Raw genomic sequence first — 19,218 nt, forward strand, 5'->3', positions numbered from 1 at the left:
GCGGTGGTCCCCGAGCCGAGGAACGGGTCGACCACCAGGTCATCGGCGTAGGTGTAGAGCTCGATGAGGCGCTGGGGCAGGGTGACGGGGAACGGCGCCGGGTGGTCGACGCGCGAGGCCGACTCGGGGGCCATCTCCCACACGTCGAGGGTGGCGTCGAGGAACTCGTCGCCGGTGAGGGTGGCGGCGTGGGGCAGCCCGGCCGCCCGCCGCCGCACCGGGTCGACGGCCCGGTCGAAGCGACCCTTGGCCGCCACGACCACCCGCTCGGTGACGTCGCGCAACACCGGGTTGGCCGGCTTGCGGTAGGAGCCCCAGGCGCAGTTGCCGCCCGCGCCCCGGGCCTTCACCCAGACGATCTCGCCGCGGATGAGCAGGCCCAGGTCGTCCTGCAGGATGCGGATGACGTCGGCCGACAACGACCGGTACGGCTTGCGGCCCAGGTTGGCCACGTTCACGGCGATGCGCCCGCCGGGCTCGAGCACCCGCACGCACTCGGCGAAGACGTCGCGAAGCATGGCGGCGTAGGCGACGTAGCTGTCGGGGATGCGGGGATCAGCCTCGTCGATGGCCTCGTAGGCCTTGCCCGCGAAGTACGGCGGGGAGGTCACCACCAGGGCGACCGAGGAGTCCTTGAGCTCGCGCATGTCGCGTGCGTCACCGTGCACCAGGGGCTCGTCGGGGACGTGGCGGACGACGACCTCGTCGGTGCTGAGCGTGGGGGCGGTAAACCGGGCGTAGAAGTCGCCGGCGTCATGGCCCTCACGGCGGCCGACCCCGAACGCGGAGGTGGTCGTGCGGCGCCGGGGACGGCGAGATGCGTCGGCCATGGAGCGCACCCTACCGAGGGGCTGTGACAGCCGGAGCGAGGCGCGACACGTCGGCGGGTAGCCTCCGCGCGCCATGGACGAGCGCACCCTCGATCGCCTCCGACGCCTCGATCGGGTGCTGCGGCCCGGGGCGGCCGCCCGTCGCAGCCAGGCCCACGTCGCGGCCCAGGGCAACGACCGCACCGACGAGCTGCGCCGGTCGCTCGACCACCAGGCGTCCGAGCTGGCGGGACTGCGCGCCGGGATCGCGGCGCTCGCCACCCAGGTCGGGGCCCTGGCCACCCAGGTGGGCGCCTCCCGGTCGGAGGCGGTGCGGGGCGCGACCGCGGCCGAGACGACCGCGGCTGCGGCCCAGGGGCTCCAGCCGGCGCTCGAGCGGGTCGCCCAGGCGACCGAGGCTGTGCGGGCCCGGTTCGCCCCGCTCGACGTGCGCAACGAGCGCTACGACGAGTGGACCGCCGAGATCATCCGCCGGACCCTCGGCGGCAGTCAGGACGTCGGCATCGACGTGGGGGCCCACGAGGGCCTCATCCTGCGCCACTTGGTGGCCGCCGCGCCCGGCGGGAACCACCACGCCTTCGAACCGCTCCCCGAGCACGCCGCCGCCCTCCGCCGCGACTTCCCCGGCGTCGAGGTCCACGAGATCGCCCTCGCCGACGCCGCGGGCGAGGCGGAGTTCCACCACGTCACCACCAACCCGCAGTTCAGCGGCCTGCAGCTGCGGAGCTTCGCGGCGAGCAACAAGGTCACCACGATCACGGTGCGCACCGCCCGCCTCGACGACGTCATCGCGCCCGAGGACCCGGTGCGCATCCTCAAGATCGACGTCGAGGGCGGCGAGCTGGGCGTGCTGCGCGGGGCCACCCGCACCCTGGGCCAGCACCGCCCCGTGACCATCTTCGAGTTCGGGCTGAGCGGGGCCGGCATGTACCTCACCCGCCCCCACGACGTCTTCGAGCTCTTCGCCGGCGCGGGCATGGCGATCAGCCTCTTGGACGACCACCTGGCCGGCCGGCCGCCCCTCAGCGCCGAGGCGTTCGCCGAGCAGTACCGCACCGGAGCGAACTACTACTTCGTCGGCCACCCGGTCTCCGGGACCGCTCGGGCCGACCAGTAGCCTCGCCCCGACCCTGCCCCCCGAGGACACCGACGATGGCCGCCCAGGACGAACCCCCGACGCCGACCGAGACCGCCCGCGTGGTGGCCGAGGTGGGTGAGCGGGCTGCGGCCGGGGCCGGGGCTGCGCCCGCACCGGCCCCCCAGCTCTCCGCGCGCGCCCGCGCCGCGCTGGGCGAGACCCGGCGGCACCTCGACACCGCATGGCACAGCTCCGACGCCGGCACCGACCTCCCGGATGCGGCCCGCCTGCGCTCGGTCAAGAAGGCCGTCCTCGTCGGGCTGCGGCCGGTCACGTCCCACCAGGTCCCCTTCAACCGCGACCTGGTGGTGGCCATCGACCGCCTCGCCAACGTGGTCGAGGAGCTGGCCGGCACCGTTCAGACGGTCGAGGAGCGCACCGACGGCACGCTGAAGCGGGTGCAGGCCGGCATCGCCACCGTCGAGGTGGGAGCGGCTGACCTCGAGGCCGACGCGGCCGACCTCGCGGCCCAGGTGGCCGACCTGGCGGCGCACGCCGAGGACCTGGTCCGCCGCATCGAGGGCGCCGAGGCCGACCTGGTCGAGCTGCGCCAGGCCGGGGCCGCCACCCGCTCGCGCGAGGACGTGGTGCTCCGCGCCGCCCGTGACGCCGTCACCGCCGCGGGCGCTGCGCCCTCGACGGCGCTCGCCCTGGGGCTGCTGGCCGATGAGGCCGGCCGCGCCGATGCCCACCTCCTGCGCCAGTTGGCCGCCGCCGGCCGACCCGACGCCGAGGTCCTCCGCCGCCAGGCCCGGGTCGTGGCCGACGCCGTGGTCGCCGCGGCCGCCGCCGCCCCCGTGCTCGACCTGGCGTCAGACCGAGGCGAGTGGCTCGACGTGTGGGACGAGGTCGGTGTCGAGGCGTCTGGCGTCGAGGATGACCCCGACCACGTCGAGGCGCTGCGCGGGCGAGGTCACCGGGTCGTGGCCGAAGAACCGGTCGCCCACGTCCGCTCCGCCCCCGCCGGCTCGGCCGGAGCAATCACCGCCGCCGTCCTCGCCGACGTGGTGGCCCTCCCCGACCTGGTCGACCTGGTCGACACGGCGCGCGCTGCGCTGCGGCCCGGCGGCGTGCTCGTGCTGGGCGCCGCGCACCCGAACGGCCAGGGGACCGACGACCCTCAGTGGGCCGACCCGCGCCGCCGGCCCCTGCACCCCCGCACCCTCACCCTGCTGGTGCTCGAGCGGGGGTACGCCGAGGCCGAGGTGGTCGCCCTGGGTGATCCCGACGAGCCGGGGCCCGCCACCTACGCCGTGGTGGCTCGGACCGCCGGCGGGCCTCCTGCGCCGGTGTGACGCAGTGAGCGCCGGGGTCGGCACCGGTCGTCGCATCGCCCTGCTCAAGCCCGACATCGGCGTGGCGGGGGGCTTCGAGCGCGTGGTCGACCGGGTCGAGGCGACCCTGCGGGCCGACGGTCACCACGTCACCCGTCTCACGTGTGACGTGGGCGCGCTCCCCCACTCCCCGTTCGGGGTGGAGGTGGCCGACGAGGTCTGGCACGCGGCGCCGGAGTACTTCCGCTACCTCGCTGCGGTCGCCGCGTTCGAGACCATGGGCACCCGCCACTACGACGCCGTGCTCTCGACCCAACCCCCCTCCTTCGCCCACGCCCACCCGCACCACCTGAGCCTGTTCTTCCACCACCACCGCGTCTACTACGACCTCGAGGACCTGTGGATCGCCGCCGGCTTCGCTGCGGATCCTGCCCTGCACCGCCAGGCCGGGGCCCAGATCCGAGCCCTCGACGCTCCTCGCCTCGAGGCGGTGCGGTGGTTCGCGGCCGGGTCCGAGACGGTCCGCCGCCGCCTGGGCCGCTTCAACGGGATCGACCGGGTGTCGCTGTTCCACGCGGGCGTCGCGGTGGGCGGCGCCGCCGGGACCGCAGCCGACCGCGACGAGAGCGCCGATGCCCGGCGGAACGGCCCGGTGCTCTGCGTCGGGCGCCTCGAGTTCCCCAAGCGACCGGAGCTCTTCGTCGCCGCCCTGCGCCGCCTGCCAGGGGTCCCGGCGGTGATCGTCGGGTCCGGGGGCCGCGCCGACTGGGTCCGCTCGGTCGACCACCGCCTGGCCCGCCCGGGCACCGACCTCGACGCCGTCGACGAGACCGCCCTGTGGTGCTGCCGGGCCGAGGTCGACGAGCCCGCGCCCGACGGGTGGCGGTCGAACATAGAGCTGGCCGGCCGGGTCGACGACCCCACCCTCGAGCGGCTCTACGCCACCACGCCGTGCGTGGTGGCCCCCGCCCTCGACGAGGACTACGGGCTCACCGCCATCGAGGCGATGGCCCACGGCACGCCCGTCGTCGTCGGCCACGACGGTGGCGGCCTGGCCGACCTGGTCAGCCACGAGGTCGACGGCCTGGTGGTCGAGCCGACCGGCGCGGCGATCGCCGCCGCCGTCGAGCGGATCCTCACCGACGCCGAGCTGGCCGCTTCCCTCGCCGCCGGCGCCCGCGCCCGGGCCGCAGAGATCACCTGGGACCGGGCCGACGACCAGATCCGCCTGGCCCTCGCCATCACCCTGGAGGAAGCCGACGCGGGGTCGGCAGGCGCGGCGTGAAGGTCGCCATCGTCGCCCCCACCCCGGTGCCGTTCACCCGCGGCGGGGCCGAACGGGCGTGGACCGGGCTCTACGCGGCGCTGCTCGACGCCGGTCACGAGGCCGAGATGGTGAAGCTCCCCGTGCGGGAATCGACCCTCGCCGAGGTTGCCGCCGGCTACCGCGCCTTCGCTGCGCTCGACCTCGACCACTTCGACGTCGTCATCAGCTCCAAGTACCCCGCCTGGATCTGCCCGCACCCGCGCCACGTGCTGTGGATGTTCCACCCGCTGCGCGGCCTCTACGACACCTACGGCCACTTCGGGATCCCGACCGCCCCCGGGCCGGTCCAGCCCGCCACCGCCGCCCTGCTCGACGCAGTGGGGCAGCCCGCCCGGCGCAGTGCGGTGGGCGACGTCCTCGACCACCTCGACGCCGCGGTGGCCGCCCTCGGGGCCGACCACCCGGACCTCGCCCTGCCCGGCCCGGTCAGCCGGCTGGTGGTGCGGTGGCTCGATCGGGTGGCCCTCGACCCGACCGAGATCGCCCGGCACGTGGCCCTCTCGCGGACCGTCGCGACCCGCGCCGACTACCTGCCCGAGGGCGTGGGGGCGCGGGTGGCCCACGCTCCCTCCGACCTGGTCCCGCCCCGACCCGGCGGCGGTCCCCGTTCGCACCTCTTCACCGCCAGCCGGCTCGACCACCCCAAGCGGCTCGACCTGCTGATCCGCGCCATGGCCCACGTCCCCGGGGAGGTTCCCCTGCTCATCGGGGGCACCGGACCCGACGAGGCCCGGCTCCGGGCCCTGGCCGCAGGCGACCCCCGCATCCGCTTCGTCGGGTTCGTGCCCGACGCCGCGCTTGCCGACCTCTACGGCGGCGCCCTGGCGGTGCCCTTCGTCCCCCTCGACGAGGACTACGGGCTCATCGCCGTCGAGGCCATGGCCGCGGGGACCCCGGTCGTCACGTGCACCGACAGCGGCGGCCCGGCCGAGCTGGTGACGAACGGAGCCGACGGCCTGGTGGTGGCGCCTGACCCGGTGGCGTTGGGCCGGGCCCTCGCCGCCCTCGTGACCGATCCCGAGCGCGCCGCGCGCCTCGGGACCGCGGCGCAGCGGCGGGCGGCCCGCATCAGCTGGCCATCGGTGATCCGCACCCTGCTCGGACCGACCGCGACCGGGGGCGCGACGAACCGCGCCACGACCGCGACCGGGGGCGCGACGAACGGCGCCACGAGCGCGGCCACCGGCTCCGTCGGCCCCCGCGCCGCGACGGCCGGTTCCGGACCCGGGGGGGAGACCCGCCTCGGAGGGCACCGGACGCGCCACGGCGACCGGGCGCGGGTGGTCGTGACGACCACGTTCCGGGTGGCCGACCGGGGCCACGGCGGCCAGCTCCGCAGCTACCACCTCTACGGGTCCCTGGCCCGCCACGCAGACGTCGAGATCGTGAGCCTCACCGACGGCGGCCCGGCGGGGTCGACCGTGCTCGGGCCCGGGTTCGTCGAGACCGCGGTGCCCATCAGCGCCGCCCAGCGCCGGGCGGCCGAGGAGCGGACCCTTGCGGTCGGCCTGCCGGTCAGCGACCTCACCGCGGGATCCGAGATCGCGCTGACGCCGGAGTACCTGCGCGTGCTGCGGGCCGCGACGCGCAACGCGGACGTGGTCATCCTGGCCGAGCCCTACCTGCTCCCCGCGCTCGACGAGGCCGGCATCGCGCTGCCCTTCGTCTACGACGCGTTCAACGTCGAGGCCGACCTCAAGGCCGAGGTGCTGCCCCCCGGTGCCGCCGGCACCGCGGTCTACGACCAGGTGGTCGCGGTGGAGCGGGCCGCGGCGGGCCGCGCCGCGGCGATCACGGCCTGCAGCCGGGCCGACGCCGAGGCCCTCGCCGCCGCCGTCGGGCGCCCGGGGACCGATGCTCGGGTGGTCCCCAACGGCACCGACTGCGCCGCCCTTCGCCGCCCCTCGCCCGGGGCGCGGCGCCGTCGGGGCGAGCAGTGGGTGGCGCGCTACCGATCCCTCGACCCCCGGGCGGGCGAGGTCACGAGCCTGGCCGTGTTCTTCGGCAGCTGGCACCCACCCAACCTGGTGGCGGCCGAGATCCTCATCGAGCTGGCGGCTGGGGTCCCCGAGGTGCTCCTCGTCCTGGGTGGGCGCCACGGTGACGCCTTCGCCAACCGCCCCGCGCCGCCGAACGTCGTGTTCGTGGGCGTCGTCGCCGACCGGGAGCGTGATGTCCTCCTGCGCGCCGCCCACGTGGCCCTGAACCCCATGATGTCGGGGTCGGGCACCAACCTGAAGGTGATCGAGTACCTCGCCGCCGGTGCCCCGGTGGTCACCACCGAGGTCGGGGCCCGGGGAATCGACGTCGTCGACGGGAAGCACCTGCTGGTGGTGTCGCCGTCGCACCTGGCCCGGGCCATCCGCGCTGTGGTCGCCGATCCGACGGCCGCCGCCCAGCGGGCTGCCGCGGGACGCGACCTCGTCGAGCGGCACTACGACTGGCCCGGGCTCGGCGATTCGCTCGCCGCGGTGGTCGACGCGATCCGCCGTCGGTGATGGGGGTCCGCGTGCCGCGCCCACTATCATCGGGCAGTCGTGACCGCCACCGCCCCGCCTGTGCCCGACCTCGCGCCGGACGGCCCCGGGCCCGAGCGCGACGTCGCCCCCGCCCTCGAGATCTCGAAGCGGCCCAACCCGATCCGCCGCCTGATCGACGTCTGGCACTACCGCGAGCTGCTCGGGAACCTCACGCGCAAGGAGCTCAAGGTCAAGTACAAGAACAGCGTCCTCGGGTTCGTCTGGACGCTGCTCAACCCTGCTCTCTACCTCGTGGTGTTCTCGGTGGTGTTCCAAGAGGTCCTGCGGGTGCAGGTGCCCTACTACGCCATCTTCTTCCTCTCGGGGCTGCTGGTCTGGAACTTCTTCTCGACCGCCCTCAGCTCGGGCACCGGATCGATCACCACGAACGCCCAGCTGGTGCAGAAGGTGTGGTTCCCGCGCGAGATCCTGCCCCTCGCCGCCATCGGCGCCGCCGTGGTTCACTTCTGTCTCCAGGCCACCGTGTTGGTGGCCGCCCTGGCGATCTTCCAACGGGCGCCGTCGCTCGAGTACGCCATCGCCCTGCCCTACGCCATTCTGGTGCTGTTGATCCTGGCCTCAGCGCTGGCCATCGCCCTCTCCGCGATCAACGTCTACCTGCGCGACACCGAGCACCTGCTCGAGCTGGCCCTGCTGGCTTGGTTCTGGCTGTCGGCCATCGTCTACCCGTACCGCCAGGTCGCCGAACGCCTCGGCGCCGGGCGCGAGTGGATCGCGTCGCTCAACCCGGTGCTTCCCATCATCCTCACCTTCCAACGGGTGCTCTACAACCCCGAGGGCACCACGTTCGGCTGGTACACGAACAACAACGAGGCCTTCGACATCGGCAACCGGATGGGCGAGCAGCAGGTGCCGGCGCTGATCCACCACCCGCTGAACTGGTACATGACCCGCCTCTCGTGGGTCGGACTGTTCGCCATCGCATTGTTCTTCGGGGCGCTCTGGCTCTTCGGCCGGCTCGAGGACGACATGGCCGAGGAGATCTGAGCGGGTGACCGACGCCATCACCATCGAGTCGGTCAGCAAGGTCTTCAAGCTGGCCAAGGACAAGCCCACCTCGACCAAGGAGCGCGTCATCCGGGCCGGGCGGGTCCAGTGGGAACGGTTCCACGCCCTGAACGACGTGTCGTTCGACGTCGCCCAGGGCGAGACGCTCGCCATGCTGGGCCACAACGGCAGCGGCAAGTCGACCCTGCTCAAGTGCGTCGCCGGCACGCTGCGGCCCACGTCGGGCACCATCACCACCCGGGGTCGCCTGGCCGCCCTGCTCGAGCTGGGGGCCGGGTTCCACCCGGACCTGACCGGGCGCGAGAACGTGTTCCTCAACGGGTCGATCCTCGGGTTCTCCAAGGTCCAGGTCGACGCGATCTTCGACGACGTCGTCGACTTCGCCGAGCTCGAGGAGTTCATCGACCAGCAGGTCAAGCACTACTCCTCGGGCATGTACGCCCGGCTCGGGTTCGCGGTGGCCATCAACGTCGAGCCCGACATCCTGCTCGTCGACGAGGTGCTCTCGGTGGGCGACGAGGCCTTCCAGCGCAAGTGCATAGACCGAATCCGGCGCATGCAGCGCGACGGGCGCACGATCCTGGTCGTGTCCCACGCCACCGACACGGTGCGCCAGATCTGCGACCGGGCGGTGGTGCTCGACCACGGCCACAAGATTGCCGATGGTCCTCCGGGCGAGGCCATCCGGGCCTTTCGCGAGGCCCTCGCGGCGCGGGGTGTCGACATCCCGCTGGCGGCCGAGGAGGCCGACCACGCCCCGCCGGTGGCCATCGACCCCGCCACCGGCGAGATGCCGATCATCGTCGTCCCCGCCGACCTCGTCCACGACGAGGCGGCCACGGTGAAGATCCGCCACGTCATCCCCGAGTACCCCGACACCGAGGCCGGGCACCTCCTTCCCGGTCAGCCCCTGAACCTCCGCATCGGCTACTCGGCCACCGGCACGATCACCGACGTCGCCTTCGCCGTCGAGATCTTCGACGAGCAGGGCACGCGGCTGATGGGCACGACCACCGACGTGCTCGAACAGCACATCCACGCCGTGTCGGGCGACGGCGAGGTCGTCTTCGCGTTCGACCACGTTCCGTTGCTCGACGGCACGTTCCAGCTCACCGTGGCCATCCACTCCCACGACGGCGGCACCATCTACGACGAGCGCGGGTTCCAGGACCACTTCTCGGTCATGAACCCCACCCGCACCCGGGGCATGGTCCACTTCCCCGTCAAGGTCGAGCACATCTTCAACTTCTGATCCCGTGCGATTCTGACCGAGGTGTACGTCGGGGGTCCCCCCAGCGGGCGGTTCAGTCAGGGGGCAGGGGACCGGCGGTCACGTCCCAACCCCAGTCAAGGGGCTCCCGGCGACGGTCGCGGCCGGTATCTTCTCCCGCGTGGGGACCAGCACGCTCAGCATGACCATCAGCTACGAGCAGGGCGACGACGGTTGGATCATCGCTTCGGTCCCCGAGGTCCCGGGCACCCACAGCCAAGGTCGCACGCGCGACGAGGCGAGGGCCAACGTCCTCGACGCCCTCGTCGTCATGCTCACCCCCGATGATGACCTGCCCCCCGGCGACAACGGAGCGCGGGTCGTCGGCGAAGGCGCGAACCACACCAAGTGCGCGGGCCGACCGGCTCGCCGTCGGTCGTGCCGCGTCACCGCGAGGTCGACGTCCGGCTCGTCCGCAAGATCTGTCGAGATCTGCAGATCAACGCTCCTGGCGGAGCCCGCTGACAAGACGGTCCTCTTGATCAGCCACGACCGCGAGCTGCTCGCCGCTTCGACGACACCGACTTCTACCCCGACTTCATCGATCTGCCCGACGGGCGGGGTGGCGCACGCTCTAGCTCTCGGCCTGCTTGAGGGCGGTGTCGACGCTGAGAGCGGAGGCCACGACCAGAGACCGCAGCGGTTCGTCCAGCGGCCGGTGGAGGGTGACGACGTAGTTGTCGGCGGTGGTGAACATGGCCTTGGCGAAGCCCTCCCACGTCTTGGTGATGCGGGCGACCTCGTTGCCCCCGGCGTCCCTGATGGAAAAGTTCCACGCCCGCCAGTTCTCGGCGTTGATGGATCCGACCGACTGGCCACCGGCGACGAGGCTGAAGCGGACCTTGCCGAAGACGTTCTCCTGGAGGATCTCGCCGACGGGCTGGCCATCGCCCCGCTCGACCTGGAACTTGGACTTGAGGATCTTGCCCGGCCGGGTGATGCGCAGCAGCGGGGCGCCGGCCTCGTCGACGATCTCGAGGCGGTGGGTCAGGTACTGGTCGAGGTTGCTGACCACCCGCAGCACCTTGCGCGCCGCCGACTGGCCGATCTGGCGCACGGCGCCGATCTGGCGACCGTGCTGGTCGTAGACCGCGTACTCGTTGGTGACCTCGAAGACCTTGGCCTTCTGGTTAACGACGAGGACGGGCTCGGTGAAGATGGTGCCCCCACCGCCCGGCGCCGGTGCACCGGCCGGATCCGCGTCGGAGGCCGCCGCGCGCGAACCGGGGGCACCGGCGTAGCGGTCCTGGGCGGCCCGGGTGACCTGCTGTTGCACCTGGTCCGAGCTCGACACCCCGGTCGCGTACGCCCAGTCGTCGGAGGACTCGGTCGTCGTCACGCCCCGGGTCGCGACGTGCGGCGTCCACTGCGCGCCGTCGAACCAGCGCTGCTCGTAGCGCGCGTGCGGGTCGGGGTACCACCCCGCCGGCGTCCCACCCGGGGTCGTCATCGGTGCACCGTCACGTCGTCGGTCACGTGCACGACGTTGGCGTTCGCCGGGCACCGATGAGCGCTGTCGGCTCCGCGGACTCCGCCGCCAGAGAGCCCGTACCTTCTGACTCGCTCGCTGCGCTCGCTCATGAGGCCACCGCGTACGCGAGGCGGCCGCCGCTCAGCACCGCGCGCCCGTCGTCGCCGGTGGTCTGGAAGAGGGCCTCGCCGGCGCCGGTCTCCCACATGTGCACCATGAGGCGCTCACCCGGCATCACCGGCGAGGAGAAGCGGCCCTCCATGGCCCGAAAGCGCGTCGGATCGCCCTCGCAGAGGCGGTGCAGCAGCGCCCGCCCGGTGAAGCCGTAGGTGCACAGCCCGTGGAGGATCGGGCGGTCGAAGCCGCCCATGGCGGCGAAGGTCGGGTCCGAGTGCAGCGGGTTGCGGTCGCCCGAGAGCCGGTAGATGAGGGCCTGGTCCGAGCGGGTGACGTAGGCCTGCTCGTGGTCGGGCGCCCGTTCGGGCGGTGGGTTCTTCGGGCCCGACGGGCCCCGCTCGCCGCCGAAGCCGCCCTCGCCGCGGATGAACGCCGACATGGTGGTGGTGAACAGCGGCTGGCCGGTGGCGGTGTCGGTCGAGGCCGAACGCACCTCCACCAGCGCGCCCTTCCCCTTGTCGTAGATCGCGGTGATCTCCCCGACGGTCTCCACCTCGCCGGCCACGGGGATCGGGCCGTGCAGCTGAATCGCCTGCTCGCCGTGGACGAGCATCGCCGGGTTGAACGAGCCGATGGATCCGAAGGCCCCACCGCCGCCGACGCCCAGCACGACCGCCATGGTGGGCAGCACCTGCTGGGTGACGCCGTTGGAGTTCTCGGTGGTGAAGCCGAGCTCGTCGAGCGGGTCGACGGCGCCGGCCCCGACGCCGAGGGCGTAGAGGATGGCGTCGCTGGAGGTCCAGGAGTGGCGGACGGGCTCGCTCTGCGAGCCGACCGCCGTGGGATCGATGGGCATCAGGCGCCTCCGGGGCGGGTCGGGGTGCGAGGCGTCCGGCCGGACGGCCCCCGGTGCGAGAGCGACCCTACCCAGCCGGCCCCGCCGAGGTCGCCTACTGCTCGTCGAAGCCCATCATGTTGGCGTTGGGGCGGGCGTCGGCCACCAGCTGGGTGACGATCTCGCCCACCAGCGCGGGATCCTCGACCGGGGTGGCGGTGGGACCCCGGTGCCAGCCCTCGGAGACCGACAGGGCCTGCCCGGTGACGTCGAAGACCCGCCCGGTGACGCTGCGGCTCTCCGCCGAGGCCAGCCAGGTGACGATGGGCGCGATCCACCGCGGCGACATCTTCTCCTTGGTCTCCTCGTCGGCCTGGCCCATGCCGAGGTTCTCGGTCATGCGGGTGAGAGCGGCCGGGGCGATGGCGTTGACGGTGACCCCGTAGCGGGCCAGCTCCTTGGCCGCGATGATGGTGAAGCTGGCGATGCCGGCCTTGGCCGCGCCGTAGTTCGTCTGGCCCACGTTGCCGTAGATGCCCGACGGCGACGACGTGTTGATGATGCGGGCGTCGACCTCGTCACCGGCCTTGGAGCGCTCGCGCCAGTGGGCCGCGGCGTGGCGGGCGGGGGCGAAGGTGCCCTTCAGGTGGACCTGGATCACCGCGTCCCACTCGGCCTCGGACATGTTGGCCAGCATGCGGTCGCGCAGGATCCCGGCGTTGTTGATCAGCACGTGGAGCGCCCCGAAGGTGTCGACGGCCTGGGTGATCATCCGCTCGGCACCGTCCCAGCTCGACACGTCGTCGCCGTTGACCGCGGCCTCACCGCCGGCGGCGACGATCTCGTCGACCACGTCCTGGGCGGGGCCCGTGGAACGCCCGCTGCCGTCCATCTCCCCGCCGATGTCGTTGACGACCACCTTGGCCCCCTCGGAGGCCAGCATGAGGGCGTGCTCGCGCCCGATGCCGCGGCCGGCCCCGGTCACGATGCAGACCCTTCCGTCGCAGATTCCGGTCATCGGGGACTCCTCGAGAGGTCAGCCAGCGTTGGCGGAGCGTGACCCTACCCGCGCCGATCGAGGGCGCATCCGCCCGCCTCCGGGGGCCCTCGACTCGGATCTGACAGTGGCAGGTGGCATCGTGGAGGGGTGAGACGACGACCGCGGCTCGGCCTCCTTCTCGGACTCGGCCTCCCCGTCCTCGTGGTGATGGTCTTCCTCGGCGCGTGGGCCTTCGACACCAGTGCGGCAGCCAACGGCAGCCTCCGCAACGTCGAGCTCGACGGCGACGACCTGGGGGGTGAGTCCGAGGAGGCCGTGAACGACGCGGTGGACCGCGACGCCGTCGACTTCGGCGCCACCGAGGTCCGGATCGACACCGGAGACACGACCCTCGAGGCCACCGCGGCCGAGCTCAGCCTGGCCATCGACCGGGACGCCACCGCGTCCGCCGTCCTCGCCGAGGGCCGCTCCGGCGCCACCCCGCTGCGTCCCCTGGCCTGGGCCCGTTCGTTCGTCTCGCCCTATGAGGTCGAGCCCCGCTACACGCTCCGTTCCGAGCAGCTCGCCCTCGTGCTGGCCGGGTTGGAGGGCACCGAGCGCCGCACACCGGTCGAGCCGACCATCGTCGCCTCGCCCGAGACCGTGCGGGTCCAAAACGGTGTCGTCGGTCGCGCCCTCGACCCCGAGGTCGTGGCCGACCGGCTGCTCGCCGCCGCTCGGGCCGACGAGGACCCCATCACCATCGCCGTGGAGCCCGAGACGCGCGCGCCGCGGGTCTCCGACGCAGAGGCCCGGGCTCTGGCCGAGGAGGCCGAAGCGCTCACCGCCGAGCCCCTGGTGGTGAACGTGTCCGGCAAGACCGTGACCTTCGACGTCCCCGAGCTGCGGGGGTGGACCCGCTCCCGCATGGGCTCTGATGGCATCGAGCTCAGCTTCGACGAGGAGCGCATCGACGCGGCCCTGAAGGACCGGGTCGGTTCCCTCGGCGACGCCGAGCCGAAGAGCGCGAGCTTCGCCGTGGTGGACGGGGCCGTGCGGCTGACCCCCGCCGTCGTGGGGATCAGCTGCTGCGCCGAGGACTCGGCGACCCGCATCGCCGAGGCCATCGCCGCCGGCACCGAGGTCATCGAGGTCGACCCCCTCGTCGACGAGCCCGACCTCACCACCGAGGAGGCCTATTCCCTGGGCATCTCAGAGCCCGTCGGCACCACCACCCTCTGGGACGGCCGACCACAGGTCAAGTCGTTCACCACCTACTACGAACCCGGCGCGCCCCGCGTCACCAACATCCGGCGCATCGCGGATCTGACCCGGGGCGCCGTCGTCCTGCCGGGCGAGACGTTCTCGTTGAACGGCCACGTCGGGCAGCGCACCCGGGAGAAGGGCTTCGTTCCGGCCGGTGCCATCGACAACGGCGTCCACGTCGACGAGGTCGGCGGTGGCGTATCGCAGTTCTCGACCACCATGTTCAACGCCGCCTTCTTCGCCGGGCTGCCCTTCGAGGCCTACCAGGCCCACTCGGAGTACTTCAGCCGGTACCCCCGGGGCCGGGAGGCGACCATGGGCTGGGAGAACCCTGACCTGGCCTTCACCAACGACACACCCCACGGCATCTTGATCTGGACCTCCCACACCGACACGAGCGTCACCGTCACCCTGTACTCGACCCAGCACGCCTTCGGGCAGCAGACGGACCAGAGCGAGGAGCGCTCGGGCCGGGCGTGCACCCGGGTCGAGACCACCCGCACGATCACCTACCCCGACGGTCGCACCGCCACCGACACCGTCGCCGCCCGCTACCGCGACTCCGGCGCCCGGACCTGCGACGGCTGACCCGGCTCCCCGCCCGCGGCCGCGGCCGATCAGTCGAGACCGACCCCGGGCGGCACCTGACGACGTCCGCTCCGGCTGTCGGGGACCACCACCGCCGGGCATGATGGCGCCCGCCGGCCACCCGCGGTCGGGAGAGGTGGAGCGCGGATGGGCGAGCTGACCTACGAGAGCCGGATGAGCGACTCGGACGCGCTCATGTGGACCATCGAGAAGGACGCCATGCTGCGCTCGACGATCACCGCCGTCGCGGTCCTCGATCGAGCGCCCGACCACGATCGGCTGCGGGAGCTGCTCGACCGCGGCACCCGCCTCGTGCCCCGCCTCCGCCAGCGGGTGCGGGCCAACCCGCTGTCGATCGCTCCGCCCCGCTGGGAGGTCGACCCCCACTTCGACCTCGACTACCACGTCCGCTTCGTGCGGGTGCCCGGCGCCGGTGACCTGCGCAGCGTGCTCGACGTGGCCCAGCCCATCGCCATGGCCGGCTTCGACCGGGCACGGCCGCTGTGGGAGGCCACCTTGATCGAGGGCATGGAGGACGGCCGGGCCGCCCTGGTGCTGAAGGTCCACCACGCCATCACCGACGGCGTCGGGAGCGTGAAGCTCGCCCTCATCATGTTCGAGCTCGAGCGCGATCCGACCGGCGGGGCCGACATGCCCCCGGCACCGCCGGCGCCGGTGATGAGCCAGGCCGCCCGCTGGATCGACGCCATCGCCCACGAGCAGCGCCGGGCGCGAGGCATCATCGGCCGCTCCGGCGCAACGGTGTCGGGTGCGACCGTGCGCACCGTGGCCGACGCCGCCGCCGACCCCGCCGGGGCCCTGGCGCGGGCGGCGGCGACGGCCGCCTCGGTGGTCCGTCTCGCGGCGCCGGCCACCGCCCCGCTATCGCCGCTGATGACCGGCCGCTCGCTCTCGGTTCGCTTCGACACGCTCGTCGTGCCGATGGCCGCGGTCAAGGTGGCGGCCCGCTCGGCCGGCGCGACGCTCAACGACGCCTTCGTCGCCGCCACCGCGGCGGGCTTCACCCGCTACCACCGCGAGATGGGCACGTCCGCCGCGGCCCTGCGCATGACGATGCCGATCAACGTGCGCACCGTCGGCACCGAGGACCTCGCCGGCAACCAGTTCGTCCCGGCCCGGTTCCCGATCCCGCTCGACATCGGCGACCCGGCGGCGCGCATGAAGGTGCTCCACGAGCTCGTGCTGGGCCAGCGGGGCGAGCCGTCGCTCGCCTTCGTCGAGCCGCTGGCCGGGCTGCTGCGGCGCCTTCCCACCTCGCTCAGCACCGGGCTCTTCGGATCCATGCTGAAGGGGGTCGACCTGGTCACCAGCAACGTCCCGGGGGCGCCGATCCCGATCTACACCGCCGGCGGCCGGGTCGAGGCCATGTTCGCCCTCGGGCCGCTCACCGGCGCGGCCGCCAACCTGACCCTGCTCAGCTACCTCGACGACCTCCACATCGGCGTCAACATGGATCCCGCAGCGGTCACCGAGCCCGACCGCCTGGTGGCCGCGCTGCGCGCTGGGTGGGACGAGATCCTGACCGCCGCCGACCCGTCCCCCGCACCCACCTCGGTGCCGCCCCCGAGCGCGGAGACCACCAGCACCGAGCGAGCCACCAAGGGTCCCGGCCCGAAGGCGACGGCGGCGACGACCAGGGGCAGGAAGCCGAAGGCGTCGAGGACGGTCACAGGATCGAGGAAGGCCGGGGGCGCGGCCACCAGGTCGACCAAGGCGGCGAGCACCAAGGCGACAGCGAAGAGGACGACGGCGAAGAGGAGGACGGCCACGCCGGCGACGACGAAGAAGGGAACGGTCACGAAGGCGTCGGCCGCCGACGGTACGGCCCGCGGCGCGGCCCGGGGCGGAGCGGCGCGCCGCCGCTCGGGGGCTCGCCCGTCCGGGCGTCCGACCTCGCCTCGGTGACGATCCGCACCGACGTCCTCGTCATCGGGGGCGGGCCGGCGGGGGCGGCGGCGGCGGTGACCCTCGCCCGGGCCGGGCGCGACGTCTTCGTGGTCGACAAGGCCCGGTTCCCGCGCGACAAGATCTGCGGCGATGGCCTGACCGCCGGCGCCCTGCCCCTCCTCGAGGAGCTCGGCGTGGAGGCCGCGTCCGTCCCGTCGTGGCGGGTCGTCACCGACGTGGTGATCGCCCCGCCGACCGGGCGGCCCGCGGCCTTTGCGTTCCCACGCGGTCGGGGGGCGTACGCGGTGGCCGCCCGCCGCTCCGAGCTCGACGCCGCGGTGCTCGATGCCGCCCGGGCCGCCGGGGCGCAGGTCCACGACGGCTGCGCCCTGCTCTCGGCCCACGACGACGGAGCGACCGTGGCGGCCACCGTCGCCGGTCTCGGCGAGGTGCGGGCCCGCTACGTGATCGGCGCGGACGGCATGTGGTCGCCGCTGCGCAAGTGCCTGGGCGTCGCCGTCCCCGGCTACCGCGGCGAGTCCCACGCCTTCCGCCAGTACCTGCGGGGTGTGGCCGAGCCGGCCCGGCGCGACCTCTGGGTGTGGTTCGAGCCCGATCTGCTGCCCGGCTACGCCTGGTCGTTCCCTCTCGCCGACGGCTCCGTGAACGTCGGCTTCGGCATCCACCGCGGCGGCCGCATCAGCATCCAGGAGATGGCCGACGTGTGGCGCACCCTGCTGCGCCGGCCCCGCATCGCCGAGGTGCTCGGCTCGGACTGGGAGCCCGAGGGCCCCCACCGGGCCTGGCCCATACCGGCCCGGGTCGATCGCATCGCCCTCACCACAGGGCGCGCGCTGTTCGTCGGAGACGCCGCCGCGGCCAGCGACCCGATGAGCGGCGAGGGGATCGGCCAGGCCCTCAGCACCGGCATGGGTGCGGCGCGAGCCATCGTCGCCGCGGGATCCCAAGGCGCCCGGCAGGTCACGCAACGCTACGAGCGCGAGGTCGCCCGGGGGCTGGCGATCGACAACCGGGTGGCCGATGCGCTCGTCGGGCTCCTCCGGCACCGACGAGGGGCCGACGCCGCGGTCCGGCTGGCGGGGCTGACCCCGTGGACCCGTCGCAACTTCGCCCGGTGGCTCTTCGAGGACTACCCTCGAGCCCTCGTGGCGACCCCCCACCGCTGGCACCGGGGCATGTTCACCGGCCCCGGTTCCTACCGCTGAGCGACCGGCATCCGTCCTGGCGCCGCCATGTCCGGGGTCAGCGCGACGCACCGACGCGATGTCGGGGGTCGGCGGGGACGGCTCCGCACCCGGCCGGGTCCCGTCACTAGGGTCGGGTGCATGCGCACCCGACTGACCGAGATCCTCGATGTCGAGCACCCGGTGATGCTGGCGGGCATGGGCGGGGTCTCCTACGCCGAGCTGGTGGCCGCGGTGTCCGAGGCGGGAGGCTTCGGCTGCATCGGGGCGTCGGCCATGGCCCACCCCGAGCTGGTGGCCCAGATGGCCGAGGTGCGCGAGCGCACGGCCAAGCCCTTCGGCGTCGACCTGCTGACCGCAGCGCCCCAGGACTTCGAGTCCAAGGTCCGCGACATCGCCAAGGCCGGGGCCACCGTCTACGTGGCCGGCCTCGGGGTCCCCCGTGACGTCGTCGACCTGTGCCACGACCTCAACCTCCTCGTGGTGAACATGTGCGGCAAGGTGCGCCACGCGGTGGCCGCGCTCGAGGCCGGCTGCGACCTGGTGGTGGCCCAGGGCACCGAGGCCGGGGGCCACACCGGCACCGTCGCCACCCTTGCCCTGGTGCCCCAGGTGGTCGACGCGGTGGGAGACCGCATCCCGGTGGTGGCCGCCGGCGGCATCAGCGACGGGCGGGGCCTGGCCGCCGCGCTGGCCCTCGGCGCCGACGGTGTCTGGGTCGGCACCCGCTTCATCGCCACCCCCGAGGCCCAGGCGGTGCCCGGCTACAAGGAGGCGCTGCTCGGCCTCGGCGAGGACGGCACCGTCGTGACCCGCGCCTACACCGGCAAGACGTGCCGGGTCGTCCGCAACGCCTACACCCGCGCCTTCGAGGAGGGCGGCGGCACGCCCGAGCCGTTCCCGTTCCAGGTGCTGCGGTCGATCGAGGACGGCGCCAACCACCTGGGCGGCGGCGCGACCACCCGGGACGTCGACCCCGATCGGGAGTTCATGCCCGCCGGCCAGGGCGCGGGCGCCATCGACGAGCTGGTGCCGGCGGCGACGCTCGTCGAGCGCTTCATGGCCGAGGCCGAGGCCGCCTTGACCCGCGCCGCCAAGCCCGTCTGAGCGAGGAACGCCATGACCGAGATCCCCACCCTCCAGCCCGCGACCCAGGTCGACGAGCGCACCGAGGTCGACGAGCGGACCACCACCGACGACGGTGACCACGAGCGCTTCGCCCACGTCGTGGTGCCGGCCTCGGCGGTCACCGAGGCCTACATCACCGGGGCCACCGTCACCGCCCTCTGCGGCAAGCGCTGGGTACCCACCCGCGACCCCGGCCGCTACCCGGTGTGCCCGACCTGCAAGGAGATCCTCGACGCGGCCCGCGCCGCCCGCGACGGCGGCAGCAGCAGCCCGGGCTGACCCCCACCCCACGAACTGCGGTAAGAGCCGTTCGTTGCCGGTGGATGTGGGCGCG

At 73.5% G+C, this 19,218-nt stretch carries 15 protein-coding genes; 11 read left to right on the plus strand and 4 right to left on the minus strand.

From position 1 onward, the window contains the following. On the minus strand, window positions 1–830 hold an 830-nt coding region (locus tag VNL12_RS03815; RefSeq protein WP_325591635.1), incomplete at its 3' end, for a site-specific DNA-methyltransferase. A 73-nt stretch (window positions 831–903) separates the two neighbouring features. On the opposite strand from VNL12_RS03815, the gene VNL12_RS03820 reads away from it, so the two are divergent. The 6 genes from VNL12_RS03820 to VNL12_RS03845 are packed head-to-tail and all read left to right on the plus strand — an operon-like array spanning window position 904 to window position 9,369. Further along, the gene (locus VNL12_RS03820; RefSeq protein WP_325591637.1) at window positions 904–1,947 is read left to right on the plus strand and encodes an FkbM family methyltransferase; all 1,044 of its coding nucleotides are present in this window, start codon (window positions 904–906) and stop codon (window positions 1,945–1,947) included. Window positions 1,948–1,982: 35 nt separating this feature from the next. Further along, a complete protein-coding gene (locus VNL12_RS03825) occupies window positions 1,983–3,263 on the plus strand; it encodes a hypothetical protein (RefSeq protein ID WP_325591639.1) in 1,281 nt (426 codons plus the stop codon). Between the two features lie 4 nt (window positions 3,264–3,267). Continuing rightward, window positions 3,268–4,527, plus strand: coding sequence for a glycosyltransferase family 4 protein (locus VNL12_RS03830; protein WP_325591641.1), 1,260 nt, complete (start codon window positions 3,268–3,270; stop codon window positions 4,525–4,527). Continuing rightward, window positions 4,524–7,067 (plus strand): glycosyltransferase family 4 protein, encoded by a 2,544-nt coding sequence (locus VNL12_RS03835; RefSeq protein WP_325591643.1) that lies wholly within the window; start codon window positions 4,524–4,526, stop codon window positions 7,065–7,067. Before VNL12_RS03830 ends, VNL12_RS03835 begins: the two co-directional genes overlap by 4 nt. 39 nt (window positions 7,068–7,106) lie before the next feature. Next, window positions 7,107–8,096 (plus strand): ABC transporter permease, encoded by a 990-nt coding sequence (locus VNL12_RS03840; RefSeq protein ID WP_325591645.1) that lies wholly within the window; start codon window positions 7,107–7,109, stop codon window positions 8,094–8,096. A 4-nt stretch (window positions 8,097–8,100) separates the two neighbouring features. Further along, window positions 8,101–9,369, plus strand: a complete 1,269-nt coding sequence (locus VNL12_RS03845; protein ID WP_325591647.1) for an ABC transporter ATP-binding protein — start codon at window positions 8,101–8,103, stop codon at window positions 9,367–9,369. 592 nt (window positions 9,370–9,961) lie between these two features. Here VNL12_RS03845 and VNL12_RS03850 read toward each other — a convergent pair. The 3 genes from VNL12_RS03850 to VNL12_RS03860 form a co-directional block, all read right to left on the minus strand. After that, window positions 9,962–10,837, minus strand: a complete 876-nt coding sequence (locus VNL12_RS03850; protein WP_325591649.1) for a phospholipid scramblase-related protein — start codon at window positions 10,835–10,837, stop codon at window positions 9,962–9,964. Window positions 10,838–10,964: 127 nt separating this feature from the next. After that, the gene (locus VNL12_RS03855) at window positions 10,965–11,831 is read right to left on the minus strand and encodes a MaoC/PaaZ C-terminal domain-containing protein (protein WP_325591651.1); all 867 of its coding nucleotides are present in this window, start codon (window positions 11,829–11,831) and stop codon (window positions 10,965–10,967) included. Window positions 11,832–11,925: 94 nt separating this feature from the next. After that, complete coding sequence (locus VNL12_RS03860) at window positions 11,926–12,828, minus strand: SDR family oxidoreductase (RefSeq protein ID WP_325591653.1); 903 nt, start codon at window positions 12,826–12,828, stop codon at window positions 11,926–11,928. A gap of 129 nt (window positions 12,829–12,957) precedes the next feature. Here VNL12_RS03860 and VNL12_RS03865 point away from each other — a divergent pair, with 129 nt between their 5' ends. The 5 genes from VNL12_RS03865 (at window position 12,958) to VNL12_RS03885 (ending at window position 19,163) form a co-directional block, all read left to right on the plus strand. Next, window positions 12,958–14,643, plus strand: coding sequence for a VanW family protein (locus VNL12_RS03865; RefSeq protein ID WP_325591655.1), 1,686 nt, complete (start codon window positions 12,958–12,960; stop codon window positions 14,641–14,643). A gap of 147 nt (window positions 14,644–14,790) precedes the next feature. After that, entirely contained in the window at window positions 14,791–16,569 is a 1,779-nt protein-coding gene (locus tag VNL12_RS03870) for a wax ester/triacylglycerol synthase domain-containing protein (RefSeq protein ID WP_325591657.1), read from the plus strand. Beyond that, the gene (locus tag VNL12_RS03875; protein WP_325591659.1) at window positions 16,566–17,777 is read left to right on the plus strand and encodes a geranylgeranyl reductase family protein; all 1,212 of its coding nucleotides are present in this window, start codon (window positions 16,566–16,568) and stop codon (window positions 17,775–17,777) included. Before VNL12_RS03870 ends, VNL12_RS03875 begins: the two co-directional genes overlap by 4 nt. A gap of 120 nt (window positions 17,778–17,897) precedes the next feature. After that, the gene (locus tag VNL12_RS03880; protein ID WP_325591660.1) at window positions 17,898–18,863 is read left to right on the plus strand and encodes a nitronate monooxygenase family protein; all 966 of its coding nucleotides are present in this window, start codon (window positions 17,898–17,900) and stop codon (window positions 18,861–18,863) included. 12 nt (window positions 18,864–18,875) lie between these two features. Beyond that, a complete protein-coding gene (locus VNL12_RS03885; protein WP_325591662.1) occupies window positions 18,876–19,163 on the plus strand; it encodes a DUF3039 domain-containing protein in 288 nt (95 codons plus the stop codon). The last annotated feature ends 55 nt before the right edge of the window (window positions 19,164–19,218 follow it).

This window comes from Iamia sp., assembly GCF_035575815.1.
GTDB lineage: Bacteria > Actinomycetota > Acidimicrobiia > Acidimicrobiales > Iamiaceae > Iamia.